Annotated in this window: 16 protein-coding genes; 9 read left to right on the forward strand and 7 right to left on the reverse strand. The window is 74.7% G+C overall.

Translation table 11 applies throughout. The features are described from left to right. Positions 1 to 304 precede the first annotated feature (304 nt). Both Saso_RS05385 and Saso_RS05390 read left to right on the forward strand, forming a co-directional pair. Positions 305 to 889: a helix-turn-helix domain-containing protein gene (locus tag Saso_RS05385; RefSeq protein WP_189926367.1), complete on the forward strand. Its 585-nt coding sequence runs from the start codon at positions 305 to 307 to the stop codon at positions 887 to 889. Further along, complete coding sequence (locus Saso_RS05390) at positions 889 to 1,614, forward strand: helical backbone metal receptor (RefSeq protein ID WP_189926365.1); 726 nt, start codon at positions 889 to 891, stop codon at positions 1,612 to 1,614. Before Saso_RS05385 ends, Saso_RS05390 begins: the two co-directional genes overlap by 1 nt. 46 nt (positions 1,615 to 1,660) lie before the next feature. Here the strand turns inward: Saso_RS05390 and Saso_RS05395 are convergent, their stop codons facing one another. Continuing rightward, the gene (locus Saso_RS05395) at positions 1,661 to 3,103 is read right to left on the reverse strand and encodes a COG1470 family protein (RefSeq protein WP_189926363.1); all 1,443 of its coding nucleotides are present in this window, start codon (positions 3,101 to 3,103) and stop codon (positions 1,661 to 1,663) included. Positions 3,104 to 3,239: 136 nt separating this feature from the next. Continuing rightward, positions 3,240 to 4,349 (reverse strand): TDT family transporter, encoded by a 1,110-nt coding sequence (locus Saso_RS05400; RefSeq protein WP_189926361.1) that lies wholly within the window; start codon positions 4,347 to 4,349, stop codon positions 3,240 to 3,242. A gap of 70 nt (positions 4,350 to 4,419) precedes the next feature. Here Saso_RS05400 and Saso_RS05405 point away from each other — a divergent pair, with 70 nt between their 5' ends. Next, on the forward strand, positions 4,420 to 5,349 hold the full coding sequence (locus tag Saso_RS05405) for a LysR family transcriptional regulator (protein WP_189926359.1): 930 nt from the start codon (positions 4,420 to 4,422) through the stop codon (positions 5,347 to 5,349). A gap of 139 nt (positions 5,350 to 5,488) precedes the next feature. Here the strand turns inward: Saso_RS05405 and Saso_RS05410 are convergent, their stop codons facing one another. Next, a complete protein-coding gene (locus tag Saso_RS05410) occupies positions 5,489 to 6,208 on the reverse strand; it encodes a gamma-glutamyl-gamma-aminobutyrate hydrolase family protein (RefSeq protein ID WP_189926357.1) in 720 nt (239 codons plus the stop codon). A 76-nt stretch (positions 6,209 to 6,284) separates the two neighbouring features. Further along, the gene (locus Saso_RS05415; RefSeq protein ID WP_189926355.1) at positions 6,285 to 7,019 is read right to left on the reverse strand and encodes a FadR/GntR family transcriptional regulator; all 735 of its coding nucleotides are present in this window, start codon (positions 7,017 to 7,019) and stop codon (positions 6,285 to 6,287) included. A gap of 105 nt (positions 7,020 to 7,124) precedes the next feature. Between Saso_RS05415 and Saso_RS05420 the strand changes: the two genes are divergently transcribed. The 3 genes from Saso_RS05420 to Saso_RS05430 all read left to right on the forward strand — a co-directional run bounded on the left by Saso_RS05420 (position 7,125) and on the right by Saso_RS05430 (position 10,773). Next, positions 7,125 to 8,507 (forward strand): glutamine synthetase family protein, encoded by a 1,383-nt coding sequence (locus tag Saso_RS05420; RefSeq protein WP_189926354.1) that lies wholly within the window; start codon positions 7,125 to 7,127, stop codon positions 8,505 to 8,507. Positions 8,508 to 8,572: 65 nt separating this feature from the next. Beyond that, positions 8,573 to 9,985, forward strand: a complete 1,413-nt coding sequence (locus Saso_RS05425) for an aldehyde dehydrogenase family protein (protein ID WP_372442405.1) — start codon at positions 8,573 to 8,575, stop codon at positions 9,983 to 9,985. Continuing rightward, the gene (locus Saso_RS05430) at positions 9,982 to 10,773 is read left to right on the forward strand and encodes a 3-oxoacyl-ACP reductase (RefSeq protein ID WP_189926353.1); all 792 of its coding nucleotides are present in this window, start codon (positions 9,982 to 9,984) and stop codon (positions 10,771 to 10,773) included. Before Saso_RS05425 ends, Saso_RS05430 begins: the two co-directional genes overlap by 4 nt. Positions 10,774 to 10,793: 20 nt before the next feature. On the opposite strand, the gene Saso_RS05435 is transcribed toward Saso_RS05430, so the two are convergent. Beyond that, positions 10,794 to 11,996, reverse strand: a complete 1,203-nt coding sequence (locus tag Saso_RS05435; protein ID WP_189926352.1) for an amino acid deaminase/aldolase — start codon at positions 11,994 to 11,996, stop codon at positions 10,794 to 10,796. Positions 11,997 to 13,516: 1,520 nt separating this feature from the next. Between Saso_RS05435 and Saso_RS05440 the strand changes: the two genes are divergently transcribed. Together Saso_RS05440 and mycP are read left to right on the forward strand one after the other, a co-directional pair. After that, positions 13,517 to 14,317 (forward strand): hypothetical protein, encoded by an 801-nt coding sequence (locus Saso_RS05440; RefSeq protein ID WP_189926477.1) that lies wholly within the window; start codon positions 13,517 to 13,519, stop codon positions 14,315 to 14,317. Continuing rightward, on the forward strand, positions 14,314 to 15,516 hold the full coding sequence (gene mycP / locus Saso_RS05445; protein WP_189926351.1) for a type VII secretion-associated serine protease mycosin: 1,203 nt from the start codon (positions 14,314 to 14,316) through the stop codon (positions 15,514 to 15,516). Before Saso_RS05440 ends, mycP begins: the two co-directional genes overlap by 4 nt. A gap of 82 nt (positions 15,517 to 15,598) precedes the next feature. Here the strand turns inward: mycP and Saso_RS05450 are convergent, their stop codons facing one another. Then, complete coding sequence (locus Saso_RS05450; protein ID WP_189926350.1) at positions 15,599 to 16,636, reverse strand: serine hydrolase; 1,038 nt, start codon at positions 16,634 to 16,636, stop codon at positions 15,599 to 15,601. Positions 16,637 to 16,788: 152 nt separating this feature from the next. Between Saso_RS05450 and Saso_RS05455 the strand changes: the two genes are divergently transcribed. Beyond that, positions 16,789 to 17,520, forward strand: coding sequence for an SseB family protein (locus tag Saso_RS05455; protein ID WP_189926349.1), 732 nt, complete (start codon positions 16,789 to 16,791; stop codon positions 17,518 to 17,520). A gap of 71 nt (positions 17,521 to 17,591) precedes the next feature. Here the strand turns inward: Saso_RS05455 and Saso_RS05460 are convergent, their stop codons facing one another. Next, complete coding sequence (locus Saso_RS05460) at positions 17,592 to 17,969, reverse strand: DUF1844 domain-containing protein (protein WP_189926348.1); 378 nt, start codon at positions 17,967 to 17,969, stop codon at positions 17,592 to 17,594. Positions 17,970 to 18,254: the final 285 nt, after the last annotated feature.

Below are 18,254 nucleotides of genomic sequence, written 5' to 3' on the forward strand. Positions count from 1 at the left end.
GATGCCCATGCCCTGGCTCGGGGCGGCGCGGCCGGGGACGAGCGGGAACATGCGGGGCCGCTCGCGCATTGAAGGGTAAAGCCGCGAGAAGAGCGCGCGCCGGGCGTGTGCCGGGCCCGATCCGCTGGCGCGAACTGTGAGGTCCGGTGTTGCGGGAGGTGCCCCCGATGCGACGGGCACGTGAAACGGTTTGCCGAACATGCGTAGGGTGCAGACAACTCCTCGAGGGAAACGGCGGGGAAACGGCGGACGAGCGGTAACGGCGGACGAGCGGTACCGACGAGCGAAGGAGGGAGCCGGAGCGATGGGCGACCACAAAGAACAGCCCCTGCGGGTGGGCGCGGCCGTGCGGCGCCGACGCCGTTCCCTGGAGCTCACCCTCGCCGTCGTGGCCGAACGCAGCGGCCTGTCGGTGCCGTTCCTGAGCCAGATCGAGAACGACCGTGCCCGGCCCAGCACCGGCTCCCTGGAGAAGGTCGCCGACGCCCTGCGCACCACGGCTGTCGAGCTGCTCGCGGCCGCCGACCCCGCGTGCAGCGTGGACGTCGTGCGCGCCGAGGTGACCGAGCCGGTCCCGGGTCCCGAGCCGCACTCCCGTTCCCTGGTGCGCGGCCACCACCAGATGCACGCCTCCGAGTTCACCGGCGACCACGACGCCGGCCGTGAGTTCCAGTACCGCAACGACCAGCTGATGTACGTGGCCGACGGCGCGGTGGAGATCGAGGCCGAGGGCCGCGCCTACCGTCTGGGCCGCGGCGACACCCTGTACCTCACGGGCGGCGTCCGCCACCGCTGGCGGGCCACCGTGCCGGACACCCGGGTGGTCGTCGTCGCCGTCGCGGAGCACATCGAGGCGGTACGCGACCGCGACCGCGGCCGCAAGCGCTGATGCGGATCGTCTCGCTGGTGCCGTCGCTCACGGAGGCCGTGGCGTCGGCCGTGCCCGGCGCCCTGGTCGGCGCCACCGACTGGTGCACCCGCCCGGCAGGCCTCGACGTGACCCGCGTGGGCGGCACCAAGAACCCCCGGGTCGACGAGATCGTCGGCCTCGCCCCCGACCTGGTCGTCGCCAACGAGGAGGAGAACCGGGAGCCCGACCTGGCCGCCCTGCGCGCGGCCGGACTCGACGTCCTGGTGACCGAGGTGCGTGACGTGCCGCAGGCGTTCCGGGAGCTGGCCCGGGTCCTGCGGGCCTGCGGGGCGCCGGCACCGCCCGCCTGGCTGACCGGGGCCCGCGCGGCGTGGACCGCGCCGCCGTCCCCGCCGGCCCGCCGCACGGCCGTGGTGCCGATCTGGCGCCGGCCCTGGATGGTGCTGGGCCGCGACACCTTCGCCGGGGACGTGCTGGCCCGCCTGGGCGTGGACCAGCTCTACGCCGGGCACCCCGAGCGCTATCCGCGCGTCCCGGTCGCCGATCTGCTCGCCGCCGGGCCCGACCTCGTTGTCCTGCCCGACGAGCCCTACCTCTTCACCGCCGACGACGGCCCCGAGGCCTTTCCCGGTCTGCCCTGCGCGCTCGTCAGCGGACGGCACCTGACGTGGTACGGCCCGTCGCTGGCCGAGGCACCGCAGGTGCTGGGCGAGGCGCTGCGAGCAGCACGTCCACGGATGTAGCTTGCCCGACTGTCCACGGACGTCACACCGTGGTGGACGGTTCGGATCAGACGGTGAGCCTGAACGCTTCGATCCATGAGTCGTTGTCATGGGTGCCGGCGTAGGTGAAGTCGAACCCGGTGCCAGGTTCGTCGCATGCCAGGGCGAGCCAGGCGTCGTTGTGGACGTAGGCGGACTGGCAGACGGCGCCCTTGCCGCCATCGACGTTGATGGTGAATCCCAGCATGTTCGGGGCGTCCTTCTTGGTACTGCCGACGTAGTTGTCGACACCGTCGGCGGCATTCGCCCACGGGTCGGGGAAGTGCCCCTCACCACTGGTCGACGCGGGGTCGTGGGCGTAGGCGCCGCTGGACGTGCCATGGGTTCCGGACACAGCGATGTTGACGGCCTTGAGCGGCGTCCCCCCGCCCACTGTGCCCGCGGTTTCGCCGTCGCACACCGCGTCGGACCAACCCTCACCCGTCGCGTAGACCCGGTAGCAGATGTGCGGTCCGCTCGGATCCTTCGCGGCCCGTTGCTGGACCGCGGTCGCCGCGGTCCGCTCCTGGGTGTCGGTCTCCTTCTTCTCGGAACCGTCGCTTCCCGCTCCGGCCACGGCTTCGTTCGCCTGCGGGGTCTCGGTCGCGGCCGGGGGTGCCGCGACGTCGGCGGACGGGGCCTTCGATGCCTTCGATGCCTCGGACGTCGGCGAGGGGGCGGGTGGCAGCGTGGCGATGCCGGCCTCCTGGACCTTTTCGGTGGCGTCGGTGCGGACCTCGGGCCTGTAGGCGATCCAGATCATCACGAACGCGATGGCCAACGCGACGAGCGTGCCGAGGAAGGCCGCCAGCCGGCGCGGCAGGAAACTACGCTGCACGTACGTGCCCGCCACCTCCAGCGGCGCGACACCCGATCGCCGCACCGCCAGGGTGTAGGGCCGGGCCTCCTCGGACCCGAACCAGATGATCTGCCGCGGCTTCAGCGTCATCTTCACGAACGCCGCACGGCCCGGCTCGACCTGCACATTGCTCGGATGGATGTCGTACGACAACCGGTCACCGTTGTCGCTGCCACTCGCCGACGCCGTCAGCTTCGTATTGCCCAAGTTGTCCACCGCCAGGCTCGGTCGGCCGCGGAAGCGGCCCTTCACCGTCGGCGGCACCAGCTCGGCCCGCACCTCCGTGAACGGAGTGACGGTGAGGTTCCCTTCCGGGACACTCGTCGCCTCCGGATGCTCCGTCGGTGTGATCCGCACCCCGTACGGATGCGGACCGGCCGTCGCGTCCGGCGTACGCGGCGGGGAGAACGTCAGCTCGGCCGTCCCCGTCGTCCCCGGATACAGGCGCAGTGACTGCGGCTCCACGACAGTCCAGGGCGCGAGAGAGCCCACCGTCTCGAAGCGGTACTCGTCCACCACGTCACCGGTGTTGCGCAGACGCAGCCGCACAGTCGTACTGTCACCCGGGTCCACGGTCGCGGAGGCGGGTTCGAGAGAGGTCCAAAGGCTCACTCACGGACACTAGACGCAACAACGGTGCCTGGTCAGGAAACCACGGGGCACGGTGGGTGCCCGAAAGGGCGGCACCGGCTGCCCCCGCTTCACATCCAGTCCGGTGGCGTCGAAGGCGGGGCCCCGGGGCAACCTTTCACTCAGGCGCTGCGAGCAGCTCGCCGCTGAGCAGTCCGCGCAGGGTGTGGGCGGCCGCGACGGCCCACGCGGCGACGAGGACGACGTACAGCGCGCAGGCGAGCAGGCCGTAGACCACCAGCCCGGTGTGCCGGGCCAGCGCCGCCGCGCCGGTCACACAGGTGCCCACCGGGAAGGTGAACGCCCACCAGGTCATCGCGAAGCGCGCGCCGTGCCGGCGGGCCCGCACCATGTGCGCCGTGGCCAGCGCCAGCCAGAGCAGCGCGAACCCCGTCACGGGCACCCCGTAGAGCACGGCGAGGACGGCCAGACCCCGGCTGTCCGCACCGGCCAGGACCCCCGGGGCGGCGTCCGCGAACTTCCCGACGGCGGTGGTGGACTGCCCGAGCGGGCCCAGGACGAGGAACAGCGTCGGGACGAGGGCGCCGGGCAGCGGCCCGCCGGTCAGCAGCCGCCCGAACACCAGGGGCAGCAGGGCGAAGGTGGCGAGCAGGCTCAGTCCGAACAGGGCGAAGCACGCGAGGAGCAGGGTCCGTTGCGGCTGCCCGGCCGGCAGGTACGGCACGAGCAGCGGCCCGAGCGCCGCGGACACCATGGGGGCGACCAGCGGCAGCAGCCACACCGGGGTGGCCTCGGACGCCGTCACGCGGTGGCGTACGGCCATCAGGAACGGGACGGCGACGGCGGCCGTGAGCGCGACCGCCGTGCCGACGGTGAACAGCACCGCGTCGAGGAGGACCGCGGCCCGGGTGCCGAGCAGGCCGCGGCCGGCGGTGAGGGCGCCGCCACCGACGGCGAGCAGCGCCATCGCCAGGCAGCCGTAGAACGGTGCCGTCGCCGGGTCCAGCAGATGGGCGCGGGCCCGGTCGCGGTGATGACGCCAGTGCAGGGCGCGGGCGCCGAGCAGGACCAGCAGCAGGACGGCGGCGAGGAGCCAGCACACGGTGAGCAGCGGCCGCAGCCCCGGCGGACGGACCGGGAGCGCGGCTCCCGCCGTGGCCAGGATCGCGGTGCCCATGACCGTCGCGTACCAGTTCGGCCCGAGGTGACGGACGGCGCCGGCGCGCGGACGGGAAGGGGCGGGGAAGGGCTGGGCGGCGGTGACCATGTGCCCACGGTCGCCCCGGCGCCCGCCCACGACCAGGGAGGACGCTTCTATGGGGGCATAAGCTGGGTTTATGGGGAGTGTCGAGGAGCAGCCCGCGGACGCCGCGGCGGGGTCGATCGCGCACCGCGTCCCGGACCTCGGCGCACTGGAACTGCTGCTGGCCGTTGCCCGGCTCGGCAGCCTGGGCGCCGCCGCACGGGAGCTGGGCATCACCCAGCCGGCCGCGAGCAGCCGGGTGCGGTCCATGGAGCGCCAGTTGGGCGTGGCGCTGGTGGACCGGTCACCGCGCGGCTCCCGGCTCACCGACGCGGGCGCGCTGGTGACGGACTGGGCGGGACGGATCGTCGAGGCGGCGCGGGCGTTCGACGCGGGGGCGCAGGCCCTGCGGGTCCGGCGTGACTCACGGCTGCGGGTGGCGGCCAGCATGACGATCGCCGAGTACCTGCTGCCCGGCTGGCTGCTCGCGCTGCGCGCCGGGCGCCCCGACACGGCGGTCTCGCTGCTCGCGGGCAACTCGACGGCCGTCGCCGAGCGGCTGCTCGCGGGGGAGGCGGACCTGGGCTTCGTGGAGGGGCTGACGGTGCCGCCCGGCCTGGACTCCGCCGTGATAGCCCACGACCACCTGATCGTCGTCGTCGCGCCCGCTCATCCGTGGGCCCGCCGACGGCGGTCGCTGCCCGCCTCCGAGCTGGCCTCCACGCCGCTGATCCTGCGGGAGAAGGGCTCGGGGACCCGCCAGGTGCTCGACACGGCGCTCGGCGGGCTGGCCCGCCCGCTCATCGAGCTGTCCTCGACGACGGCGGTGAAGGCGGCGGCGGTCAGCGGGGCGGGCCCCGCGGTGCTCAGCGAACTGGCCGTGGGGGAGGAGCTGGCGCTGCGCAGGCTGGTGCAGGTGCCGGTGGAGGGGGTCGCCCTGGCGCGCGACCTGCGGGCGGTGTGGCCGACCGGGCACCGGCCCGCGGGGCCCGCGCGGGAACTGCTGTCGCTGACGCGGGGGTGACGCCCGCCGCCCCCGCCGGGGCGTGGTGTCCGGGGGTCCCGCCCCCGCGGCCCGGAGGGGGGCGAGCTCAGGCCGTGCCAAGACCCGTGCCCAGGCCGTGCCAAGACCCGTGCCCAGGCCCGTGTGCCGAGACCCGTGCTCAGGCCCGTGCCCGGGTGCCGGACGGGCTCGCTGTGGCCGCTTCCACCAGGGCGCGCATGACCCGCACGTCCTGGTCCATCTCCGGGTGCCACTGCACGCCCAGCACCCAGCGCGCCGACGGCAGTTCGACGGCCTCGACGGTGCCGTCCGCCGCGTGGGCCGACGGGACCAGCCCGCTGCCGAGCCGGTCCACGGCCTGGTGGTGGTACGCCGGTACGGAGGTCTCCTCGGGGACCGCCCCGGCGTACCGGGTGCCGGGGACCGGCTCGACCGGGTGGGTGCCGAACGCGCCGACGACCTCGGCGTGTCCGTCGATGTGCTGGACCAGGGTGCCGCCGAGCGCCACGTTCAGCAGCTGCATGCCCCGGCAGATGCCCAGCAGCGGCACGTCCGCGGCCAGGGCCGCCTCGATCAGCGCCAGCTCCCAGGTGTCCCGCTCCCGGGCGGGCGGCCCGGTGCGCGGGTCCGGCTCGGCGCCGTAGCGGACCGGCTCGACGTCGGGGCCGCCCGCGATCACCAGGCCGTCGAGGCGGGCCACGGTCGCCGCCGCGTGCTCGGGGGAGTCCGGCGGCAGCATCGCGGCCAGCCCGCCGGCCCGCTGCACCAGCCGCGGGTACCCGACGGGCAGCAGCGCCGCGTCGAGCTCCCAGACGTTCCAGCGCGCCCGCGGCTCCAGATACGTGGTGACGCCGATCAGCGGCCGTACGCCGTCCGTCATGTGCTCTCCCGTTCCCGTTCCCGTGCCCGTTCTCGTGCCCGTTGCCGTTTTCGCAATGGACCGCGTCCGTACCATTTCAGGTGAGGAAGCCCCTGAGCAGGGCCGCCGTCCCCGCGCAGTGCTCCCGCATCATCTCCCGCGCGCCGTCCGCGTCCCCGTCGAGCACCGCCTCGACCAGCGCGAAGTGCTGGCGCTGCGAGTGCTCCAGGTTGCGCACCAGGAGCGGGATGCAGTCGAGCAGGTCGTTCACCGTGGCCCGCACCGCCGCGTACTGCGCGGACAGCGAGGGCGAACCGCACAGTTCGGCCAGGGTGAGGTGGAGCATCGTGTCCAGGCGGCGGTAGTCGGCCAGCGGCGCGTCCGCGGTACGGGCCAGCGCCTCGCGCAGCCGGTCCGCCCGCCCGCCCTCCAGTCCGTGCGCGGCGCACAGTCCCGCCGCGCCCACCTCGAGCACCTCGCGGAAGCGCAGCACGTCCTCGACATCGACCTCGGCGATCCGCCGGCGCAGCTCGTCCTCGCCTCCGGCGTCCGTGCGCGGCAGCACGAACGTCCCGCCGTAGCGGCCCCGGCGGGATTCGACGAGCCCCTGGTCCTGGAGGACCTTCAGCACCTCGCGCAGCGTCACCCGGCTGATCCCGAGGCGCTCGGCCAGATCCCGCTCGGCGGGCAGCCGTCCACCGCCCGGCACCAGGCCCAGCCGCATCACCTGGAGGATCTGTTCCAGAGCCTCCTCGAAGCCGTTCCCGGCACGGACCGGCCGCAGGACCGGCGTCAGCCGGTCGTCCGCCCCGCCGTCGGTGTCCAGCGACATCCGGCCGCGCCCCCTTCCCAAGCAATGGTTCTCCGCAATACCTTATGGCTCCCGGTCCGCCCGAAGAAGACGGGGGAGCCGGGGAAGCCGAAGGAGGACCTTCCCGTGGCAGACCGCACACCCCCGCTCAGCGTCGACGAGCTGCACGCTCACGTCGCGAGCGGTGAGATCGACACTGTCGTCCTGGCCTTCCCCGACATGCAGGGGCGCCTCCAGGGCAAGCGGTTCGCCGCCGGATTCTTCCTCGACGAGGTCCTGCGCAACGGCACCGAGGGCTGCAACTACCTCCTCGCCGTCGACACGGAGATGAACACCGTCGACGGGTACGCCATGTCCTCCTGGGACCGCGGCTACGGCGACTTCGCCATGCGCCCCGACCTGTCCACCCTGCGCCGCGTGCCCTGGAACGCCGGCACCGCGCTGCTGATCGCCGACCTCGCCTGGAACGACGGCTCCCCGGTCGTGGCCGCGCCCCGCCAGATCCTCCGCCGCCAGCTGGAGCGCCTCGCCGAACACGGCTACACGGCCCAGGTCGGCACCGAGCTGGAGTTCATCGTCTTCAAGGACACCTACGAGCAGGCCTGGGACGCGAACTACCGTGGGCTGACCCCCGCCAACCAGTACAACATCGACTACTCGGTCCTCGGCACCGGCCGCATCGAACCCCTGCTGCGCCGCATCCGCAACGAGATGGCGGGCGCCGGGCTCACCGTGGAGTCCGCCAAGGGCGAGTGCAACCCCGGCCAGCACGAGATCGCCTTCCGCTACGACGAGGCCCTGGTCACCTGCGACCAGCACGCGATCTACAAGACCGGCGCCAAGGAGATCGCCGCCCAGGAGGGCGTCTCGCTGACCTTCATGGCCAAGTACAACGAGCGCGAGGGCAACTCCTGCCACATCCACCTCTCCCTCACCGACGCCGACGGCACCAACGTCATGGCCGGTGACAGAGGACCCGGCGGCGGGCACGGCGGTGGGATGTCCGACGTCATGCGGTACTTCCTCGCCGGACAGCTCGCCGCGCTGCGCGACTTCTCCCTCCTCTACGCCCCCAACATCAACTCCTACAAGCGGTTCCAGCCGGGCTCCTTCGCGCCGACCGCCGTCGCCTGGGGACACGACAACCGCACCTGCTCCCTGCGCGTGGTCGGCCACGGCCGCTCCACCCGCTTCGAGAACCGGCTGCCCGGCGGCGACGTCAACCCCCACCTCGCGGTCGCGGGCCTGGTCGCCGCCGGGCTGTACGGCATCGAACACCAGCTCCCGCTGCCCGACCCCTGCCCCGGCAACGCCTACACCGCCGAGTACGCGCACGTCCCCACCACCCTGCGCGAGGCCGCCCGGCTCTGGGCCGACAGCCCGATCGCGCTCGCCGCGTTCGGCGAGGAGGTCGTCGCGCACTACGCCAACATGGCCCGCGTCGAGCTGGAGGCCTTCGACGCCGCGGTCACCGACTGGGAGCTGCGCCGCTCCTTCGAACGTCTCTGAGCCACCCGCGACGCCCCCAGCCGCGAAGCCCTACCCGCGAAGCCCCGCCCGCGAAAGGCCCTTCCTTGTCCGGTCCCGCCCTCCTGGGCCCCTCCCCGTCCGCCGACCCGTACCCGCGCGAGCTGACCGTCCTCAACCCGGCCACCGAGGAGGTCGTCGCCACCGTCCCGGCCGCCGACGCGGCCGACGTGGACCGGGCGGTCGTCCGCGCGAGCGCCGCCCGGCGGACCTGGTCGGCCGCCGCCCCGGCCGACCGGGCCCGCCTGCTGCGCCGGTTCGCCGACGTCGTCGACGCCCACCTCGAGGAACTGGCGCTCCTGGAGGTCCGCGAGGCCGGACACCTCCTCGGCAACGCCCGCTGGGAGGCCGGCAACGCCCGCGACCTGCTGCTGTATGCCGCGGGCGGCGTCGAGCGGCTCCTGGGACGGCAGATCCCCGTGCCCGGCGGCTGGAACGTCACCTTCCACGAGCCGCTCGGCGTGGTCGGCGTGATCGCCCCCTGGAACTTCCCGATGCCGATCGCCGCCTGGGGAGCCTTCCCGGCCCTCGCAGCGGGCAACGCCGTCGTCCTCAAGCCCGCCGAGACCACCCCGCTCACCGCGCTCCGGCTGGCCGAACTCGCCCTGGAGGCAGGGCTGCCCGAGCACCTCTTCCAGGTGCTGCCCGGCCACGGCGCCGTCGCGGGGCGGGCGCTCGTCGACCACCCGGACGTGGCGAAGATCGTGTTCACGGGCTCCACCCGGACCGGCCGCGAGGTCATGGAACGCTGCGCCCGGCAGGTCAAGCCGGTCACCCTGGAACTCGGCGGCAAGAGCCCCAACATCGTCTTCGCGGACGCCGACCTCGCCTCCGCCGTCGACCCCTTCTCGTTCCTCGACAACTCCGGCCAGGACTGCTGCGCCCGCACCCGCATCCTCGTGCAGCAGTCGGTGTACGACGAGGTGGCCGATCACCTGGCGCGCGAGCTGGCCGCCGTGACGGTCGGCGACCCGGCCGACGGCGCGACCCGCATGGGCCCGCTGATCTCCCGGCAACAGGTCGACCGCGTACGGTCGTTCGTGCCGGACGGCGCCCCGGCGCTGCGCGGGACCGCCCCCGAAGGCCCCGGCTTCTGGTTCCCGCCGACCGTCCTGACCGGGGAGCGGCCCGACTCCGCCGCCGCCCGCGAGGAGATCTTCGGCCCCGTCGCGGTGCTGCTCCCCTTCACCGACGAGGCGGACGCCGTCCGGCTCGCCAACGACACCCCCTACGGCCTCTCCGGCTCCGTCTGGACCCGGGACATCGGCCGCGCGCTGCGCGTCTCCCAGGCCGTCCGCGCCGGGAACCTGTCCGTCAACTCCCATTCCAGCGTCCGCTACTGGACCCCCTTCGGCGGCTACAAGCAGTCCGGCGTCGGCCGTGAGCTGGGTCCGGACGCCCTGACCGCCTTCACCGAAACCAAGAACGTCTTCATCAGCACGGAGGGCCCCGCACAGTGACCGCAACGCCTGACGAGATCATCTGCCGCCGGCTGGTCGGCCGCACCGCCGTCATCACCGGAGCGGGCAGCGGCATCGGCCTCGCCACCGCACGCCGGCTCGCCTCCGAGGGCGCGCACGTCGTCTGCGGCGACGTCGACGAGACCCGCGGCAAGGCCGCCGCCGACGAGGTCGGCGGCACGTTCGTGAAGGTCGACGTCACCGACCCCGAACAGGTCGAGGCACTGTTCAGGACCGCCTACGACACCTACGGCAGCGTCGACGTCGCCTTCAACAACGCCGGTATCTCACCGCCCGACGACGACTCCATCCTGGAGACCGGCCTGGAGGCCTGGAAGCGCGTCCAGGAGGTCAACCTGACCTCCGTCTACCTGTGCTGCAAGGCCGCCATTCCGTACATGCGGCGCCAGGGCAGGGGCTCCATCATCAACACGGCGTCCTTCGTGGCCCGGATGGGCGCGGCCACCTCGCAGATCTCGTACACCGCGTCCAAGGGTGGCGTCCTCGCCATGTCCCGTGAGCTGGGCGTGCAGTTCGCACGGGAGGGCATCCGCGTGAACGCCCTGTGCCCCGGCCCGGTCGACACCCCGCTGCTGCGGGAGCTGTTCGCCAAGGACCCGGAGCGGGCCGCCCGCCGGCTCGTGCACATCCCCGTCGGCCGGTTCGCCGCCGCCGAGGAGATCGCCGCCGCCGTCGCCTTCCTGGCCAGCGACGACTCCTCGTTCGTCAACGCCACCGACTTCCTGGTGGACGGCGGGATCTCCGGGGCGTACGTGACCCCGCTGTAGGACGGCTCGCGCCGGCCGGCCTACAGGAAGGTGAGCCCCTCGCCCCGGTAGGTCGGCACGGTCGCCGTCACCGCGTCCCCCTCGACGAGGTGCAGCACGTCGAACCGCTCGCACAGCTCACCGGCCTTGGCGTGCCGGAACCACACCTTGTCGCCGATCAGCAGATCGTCGGCCGGGGAACCGAGCAGCGGCGTCTGCACCTCGCCCGGGCCCTCCTGGGGGTCGTACCGCAGTCCCTCCGGCAGGTAGGGCACCGGCAGCCGGTCGGGCCCCGCCGCCCCGGACGCCGGATACCCGCCGCCGAGGACGGTCACGATGCCCACCCCCGGCCGCCGGACGACGGGCTGCGCGAACAGGGCCGCCGGACGGCCGCTGAACGACGTGTAGTTGTCGAACAGCCGCGGCACGTACAGTCCCGACCCGGCCGCGATCTCCGTGACCGCGTCCTCCGCGGCGGTGTGCTGCACACTGCCCGTGCCACCGCCGTTGACGTACTCCAGGTCCGGTACGACGGCCCGCACCGCGCGCACCACCGCGGCCCGGCGCTCGGCGAGTTCACGCCGGGCGGTGGCCTGCATCAGCCGGATCGCCCGGGACCGGAAGGGCCGGCCGGCGACCGCGTCGCCTACGCCCGCGATGTGCCCCTCGTAGGCCATGATCCCCACGAGCCGGAAACCGGGCCGCCGGGACACCGCCCGTGCCACGTCGGCGACCTGCGCGGGGGAGTGCAGCGGCGAGCGCAGGGCGCCCACCCGCAGCCGCCCGCCGAGCAGCTTCAGCGAGGTGTCCAACTCCAGGCAGACCCGGATGACTTCGCGTCCCTCACCGCGCGCGCCGTCGATGAGGTCCAGCTGTGCGACGTCGTCGACCATGACGGTGACGGCGGCGGCCAGTTTGGGGTCGGCCGCCAGCTCGGCGAAGGCGCCGCGGTCGGCCGAGGGATAGGCCAGCAGGATGTCCTCGAACCCCGAGCGCGCCAGCCACAGGGACTCGGCGAGGGTGAACGACATGATCCCGGCGAAGCCGTCCTTGGCCAGGACCCGCTCCAGCAGGGTCCGGCAGCGGACGGACTTGCTGGCGACGCGGATCGGCTTGCCGCCGGCCCGGCGGACCAAATCCTCGGCGTTCGCGTCGAAGGCGTCCAGGTCCACGAGGGCGAGAGGGGCGTCGAGATGGGCGGTGGCCCGGTCGTAACGGGCCCGGTCGGCGGCGCGCGCAGTCATGAACGAAGCCTGCCAGACAGGATTACCGCAGGGTAGGGGGACGTTCCGGGCAGATGCCCCGGGCGTCACGGACTGGTTCCCGTTCGCGCGGCGACAAGCCGTAGAGTGACGCGCACGCAGGACGGAACGGCTCCGGCCGGGCACCCCCGTCGGGATGCCGGTCCGTCCGTATGGGTATGCGTGCCCGGACGGACCGCCGCGTCCGCACCGGGCGGCCCGGGCACGGGAGCGACCGCCCGCGTACGGAACGACGGCCCGGGGACGAGGAAACGGGGGGGCGCATGAGCACGGAAGCACGCCGCGCCTCCGTCCCGCCGCGTCCGGACGTGCCGCCCCAGCCCGCTGTCCCCCCGCGCCCGGCGGTCCCGCCCCGCCCGCCCCGCCCCCCGGCGGACCCGGACACCGGCGCCCAGGCCCCCGCGGACGCCCCCGGCGCCTCCGACCGCGCCCCCGCCCGCCGCGGCTCCGCCTCCCCGGACCCGGACACCACCGTCACCCGATCCGCCCCCCGCTCCACCGGCTCGCGGGCCCAGCACACGGACGCCATGACCCCGCCCCCGCCGCCCGCGTCGGCCCGCTTCCCCGACATCCCGCCGCAGCCGGCCCAGGCCCCGGGACGGGACGCCGGTACGGCCCCCGCGCCGGCGGAACGGCGTCCCGCGCCGCCCCACGACTTCCGCCGCGCCCCCCGCCCGGTCCGTCCGGCCGCCCGCCCCACGGCCCCGGACGAGCCCCGCCCCGGCGCACCCGCCACGGCCGACGGCATCCCCCCGAGCCGCACGGCCCCCACCCGCACCCCCGAGCCCGACGCCCCCCGCCCCTCGGGACCCGACGGCTCGGCCACCCGCCCCGCACCCCCGCACACCTCACCCCGCGCGGGAACAACGGCCCCCCGCCCGACCGACACCGACGCGTCCCGCACCTCGGGGTCCGGCGGCTCGGCCACCCGCCCCACACCCCCGCAGACCCCGCCCCGTGCGGGTCAGGCGGGAGCGACGGCCTTCCGTGCGGGGGCGGGCGGTCCCCGTCCGGCCGAGGTCGACGGGGACCGGAGCCCGCGGGCCGGCGGTTCGGACGGCCCGTTCGCTCCCTCCGACGTGTCCCGGCCCGTGGCAGGGGAGGACGGTCGTCGTTCCGTTCAGGGGGACGCATCCGTCCGCCCCGCCGGAACGGCCGGCGCCTCCGGGAGCACGTGGTCGCCGCTGCCCCGCGGCTGGGTGCCCGAGCCGAGCATCCGGGACACGGAGACCGAGACGGATGCCGCCGAGGGCGGCGGGCCGCGCGCCCGCTCCCGCACGGTCCCGGCGGCCGACGACGGGCCGGCGTGGAGCCCGGGCGCGCCCCTGCGGCACCCCGAGTTCGCCGCCCCGCCCGCGCCGCCGACCCCGCCCGCCACCCCCGCGCCCCAGGTCCCGCCGCGGCCCGCCACCGCCCCGGACCGGACGGACGGCCCCGATCCGGCCCTGTCCTGGAGCGCCCCCATGACGCCGGGCGGCGCCCCCGGTGCCACCCGGCCCGTGGTGACCTTCGCCCGCCCCGAGGGGTACCGCGACGCGCCCCGCCTCCTCGGCAGGCGGGGGCGCCTCGCCGCGGCCGCCGTCTGCGCCGTCCTGGGCATGGGACTCATCGGCGGCGCCGTCACCGGCAGCTGGCTCGTCGGGGACTCCGCGGACGCCACCGAGCGCAGTGCCTACGTCAGCGCCGGAGACCTGTGGCACAGCGTCCCGGTCGACCAGCTGTTCCCCCTCACCGTCGACGGACAGGGCGCGGGACCCGGCGGCGCCGACCGCACCTGGACCCGGATCGCCGTCGCCCCGGACAGCGGCTGCGCCGGCGCCTTCGACCCGCTGCTGCTCAAGTCCCTCGCCCCGGTCGGCTGCCGACGGCTCCTGCGCGCCACCTACACCGACGCCACGCAGAGCTACGTGACCACCGTCGGCCTGCTGTTCACCACGGCCGACGCGGCCGCCATGCGCGCGCTCGACGCCCGTTTCACCAAGGAGGGACTGGCCGGGCGGGCCGACCTGATGCCCAGGCCGTACGCGGCGAAGGACACCGTCGCGGCCGCCTTCGGCGACAAGCAGCGCGCCGCGTGGACGGTCTCCGTCCTCACCGACGCGCCCGTCGTCGTCTACGCGGTCTCCGGCTGGGCCGACGGCCGCGAGGCCGACGCCCCGCAGCCCGCCCCGGCGGCCACCGCGACCGGCGCGACGACGGCCCCCGCCCAGGCCGGTCTCGGCAACGAGGCCCAGGGCCTGGCCGACCGCATCGAGCGCAGCCTGCGCAAGACCGCCGTCACGCCCTCGGAGCAGCCCTCATGAGCATCCGTACGAGCCGTACGACCCGCAGGGCCGGGCTGCTGTGCTGTCTCCTCGCCGCCACCGTCGCCCTCGTGCCGCCCTCCACCGCGTACGCCGACGGCATCCGCGCCAAGCAGTGGGCCCTGGAGGCCCTGCACACCCAGGACGCCTGGCGGTCCACCAAGGGCGCCGGCATCACCGTCGCCGTGCTGGACACGGGTGTCGAGGCCGACCACCCCGACCTCGCGGGCAACGTGCTCGCCGGCAAGGACATGGTCGGCTTCGGCGCCGGGCCCGGCGACCGCGCGTGGGCCCGGCACGGCACCGCGATGGCCGGCATCATCGCGGGTCACGGCCACGGCTACGGCAACGCGGACGGAGTGCTCGGCATCGCACCCGAGGCGAAGATCCTGCCGGTCCGGGTGATCCTGGAGGACGGCGACCCCCAGCGCACCAAGGCCCGCAACACCCGCGGCAACGCCCTCGCCGAAGGCATCCGCTGGGCGGCCGACCAGGGCGCCGACGTCATCAACCTCTCCCTCGGCGACGACTCGGCCTCCGCCCACCCGGAACCCGCCGAGGACGAGGCCGTCCAGTACGCGCTGAAGAAGGGCTCGGTGGTCGTCGCCTCGGCGGGCAACGGCGGCGAGAAGGGCGACCACATCTCCTACCCGGCCGCCTACCCGGGCGTCATCGCCGCGACCGCGGTCGACCGCTACGGCACCCGCGCCTCCTTCTCCACCCGCCGCTGGTACGCGACGGTCAGCGCACCCGGCGTCGACGTCGTCATCGCCGACCCGGACCACAAGTACTACGAGGGCTGGGGGACGAGCGCGGCCTCCGCCTTCGTCTCGGGGGCCGTGGCGCTCGTCAAGGGCGCCCACCCGGGCCTGACACCGGCCCAGATCAAGCAGCTGCTCGAGGACACCGCCCGCAACGCCCCCACCGGCGGCCGCGACGACTCCCGCGGCTTCGGCTTCATCGACCCGGCCGCCGCGATCAAGGCCGCGGCGGATCTCGAACCCGAGGGCCTCCGGTCAGCGGCCTACGGCGAGCGCTACTTCGGCGCGGGGCCGGACAAGGCGAAGACGGACGACGACACGTCGAGCGGTGCGGGGCTGCTCGCGGGCGCCGCCGGGGGAGTCCTGCTGGCCGCGGCGGTCGTGCTGTGGCGGGGCCGCCGCGAGCGCACCGGGCACGAGCCCTACCAGACGCCCTGACCCGCTGGCCCGCCGACCGCTGGCCCGCCGACCGCCGACCCGCCGACCGCTGACCCGCCGGCCCGCCCGGCGGCCGCGACGGCTATCCGGCGGAGGCTTCCGAGGCGGCTGAGGCGGATACCGGCGCGGACGTGGACACAGTCGCGGGTGCGGACGTCGACGACGGTTCGCCGTCTCCCAGCAGCGCCGGGACCGCCGTCCGGGCCACCTGCTCCACCAGCGAGATGCCGGCCGCCTGCGTCGCGTTGCCGTTCGACAGCACGGCCACCAGGCAGTCGCGCCCGCCGGCGGTCACCCGGCCGATGCTGTTGATGTCCCACAGCCCTGTCGTGCTGCGGGCCAGCCAGCCGTTCTTCAGCGCCCACGAAGACCCGTCGGCCGCCGCCGACACCCCCCAGCGCTGATCCGCGGCGATCTGCCCCATCAGGCCCCGGACGTACGCGCGCGACGCCTCGCTCAGCTCCGAGTCGTCCCCGAAGACCTGCCGCAGCAGGGTCAGCTGGTCGGCGGCCGTGGTCTGCGTCAGCCCCCACAGCATGCCGTCACCGCCCGTGGTGCCCGTCAGCCCCAGCCGCTCGTTCGCGGCGTCGAGCCCGCCGGCCTCGCCGATGATCCGCCACAGCGCCGACGCGGAGTCGTTGTCGCTGTTCTCGATCATCGCCGTGGCGTACGTCTTCTCCGCCGCCGTGAGACGCCGGTCCGCGTCCTGCGCCTGGAGCAGCAGGGCCGCGAGGATGTCCACCTTGACGATGCTCGCCGTGTCGAAGGCGCCGTCGCCGTAGGTGGCCGCGGCGCCGGAGTCCAGGTCGAGCACGGCCACGGACACGGCCGCGCCGTCGGGCACCGTCACCGACTCCAGTGCGGACGCCAGCAGCGCGTCGTCGTCCCTCTCCGGTGCCGCCACCGAATCCACCGTCGCCTCCCCGCTCCCCGCTCCGGACGCCGACGGCGTCACGGACGACGACGATACGGCCCCCGGGCCCGGCCCCGCCTGGGCCCGCACGTAGACGGTGCCGCCCGCGGTCGCGCCGAGGACGGCGACCGTGGTGAGCGCGGTGTACAGCAGGGGGCGGCGCCGGGAGGTGCGCGCGCGACCGCGGCGTGCTCTGGAGGACTCCATGACCGCCGATGGTCGGGGCCGCGACTGTGCACGCCGTGGGACGCGGATGAGAGACCCGTCAGGGATGTCTGAGAATCCCGTGAAAGCCCGGCACCGCCGCGTTCCGGGCCCCGCACGAGCGCGGCGGCCTCCCCCCGATAGGGTCGACGACCGTGGCGAACAAGAACATCCCCGACCCCGGCTTCTCCGACGACGACGGCTCGGCCGACCCGAGGCTGAGCGCGGCGCTCTCCGCCTGGGCCGAGGACCGCACCGCCGTGGGCCCGGTCCTCGCCGCCCTCGAAGGAGCCCGGCTGCTCGTGCCGGTGGTCGCCGTGCTCGGCGAGGTCGAGGAGGACGAGAACGGGCTGCGCCGCGAGAAGACCAGCGACATGGCCGTCCCCACGCTGAAGGCCGGCGCCCGCACCGCGCTGCCCGCCTTCACCTCGACGGAGACCCTGGCCCGCTGGGACCCCGAGGCCCGTCCGGTCGCCGTCCCCCTGCACCAGGCGCTGCGCGCCGCCGCGCACGAGAAGGCGGACACGGTGGTCCTCGACCTGGCCGGACCGGTGACCTTCGAACTGAGCGGACCGGCCCTGCTGGCGCTCGCCGAGGGCCGTACGTCGGCCGACCCCCTCGCCGACCCGGCCGTGGTCGCGGCGGTACGGGCCGCGGTGGCCGCCGAACCGGCGGTGCTCATCGCGCACCTCGGGCCCGGGCAGGCCGACGGCACGCTCGCCCTCGTCCTCGACCCGGCCGCCGTCCCCGCCGAGGCCGTCCGGGCGGTGGCCGGGCGGCTGGCCGCCGACGAGACGCTGAGGGCCCGCCTGGTGCGCGGTCTCGACCTGGCAGTCCTGCCGGCCGGGACGACGCCTCCGGGCGAGCCCCTGTACAGAAAGATCTGAGCACCCGGACCGATGCCGGACCGGTGCCGGCCGCGGCCCGGCCGGATCAGGGCCGGGCCGGGGTGCCCGCGTCAGCCGTAGATCGGGCCCGTGTACTTCTCGCCCGGGCCCTGGCCCGGCTCGTCCGGGACGAGGGAGGCCTCGCGGAAGGCCAGCTGGAGCGACTTCAGGCCGTCGCGCAGCGGGGCCGCGTGGAAGGAGCTGATCTCGGTCGCGCTGCCGTCCAGCAGACCGGCGAGGGCGTGGATCAGCTTGCGGGCCTCGTCGAGGTCCTTGTACTTGTCGCCCTCCTCGGTGAGCCCCAGCTTCACGGCGGCTGCGCTCATCAGGTTGACGGCGACCGTCACGATCACCTCGACCGCGGGGACCTCCGCGATGTCGCGGGTCATCTCGTCGAAGTCGGGGTTGCCGGGCGTCCCGGCGGGGCCGGCGGGGGAGGTCTCACTCATGCCCCACACGATAGGCGCAGCTCGGCCGGGGCCTCCTACCGAGGCTCGATTGGCCGTTCCTGGCGCGGACTGGTAATCTCGTGTAACGACCGGTCGGACACGCGTGCCCCTCAGCAGGCGGTTCCGGCCCACAAGTGGAGGCTCCGAACTCCCACCCGACCGCCCCCAGGGACGGCGGGTCACCCCGGTCAGGCGGCCACCATCGTTCCGTACGGACGATGGAGTCGCCCGGTAGTGCGCCCCGCGATCCTCGCGGCGGTGCTCCGGTAGTGCTTGGAGCCCCGC

This window comes from Streptomyces asoensis (assembly GCF_016860545.1).
GTDB lineage: Bacteria > Actinomycetota > Actinomycetes > Streptomycetales > Streptomycetaceae > Streptomyces > Streptomyces asoensis.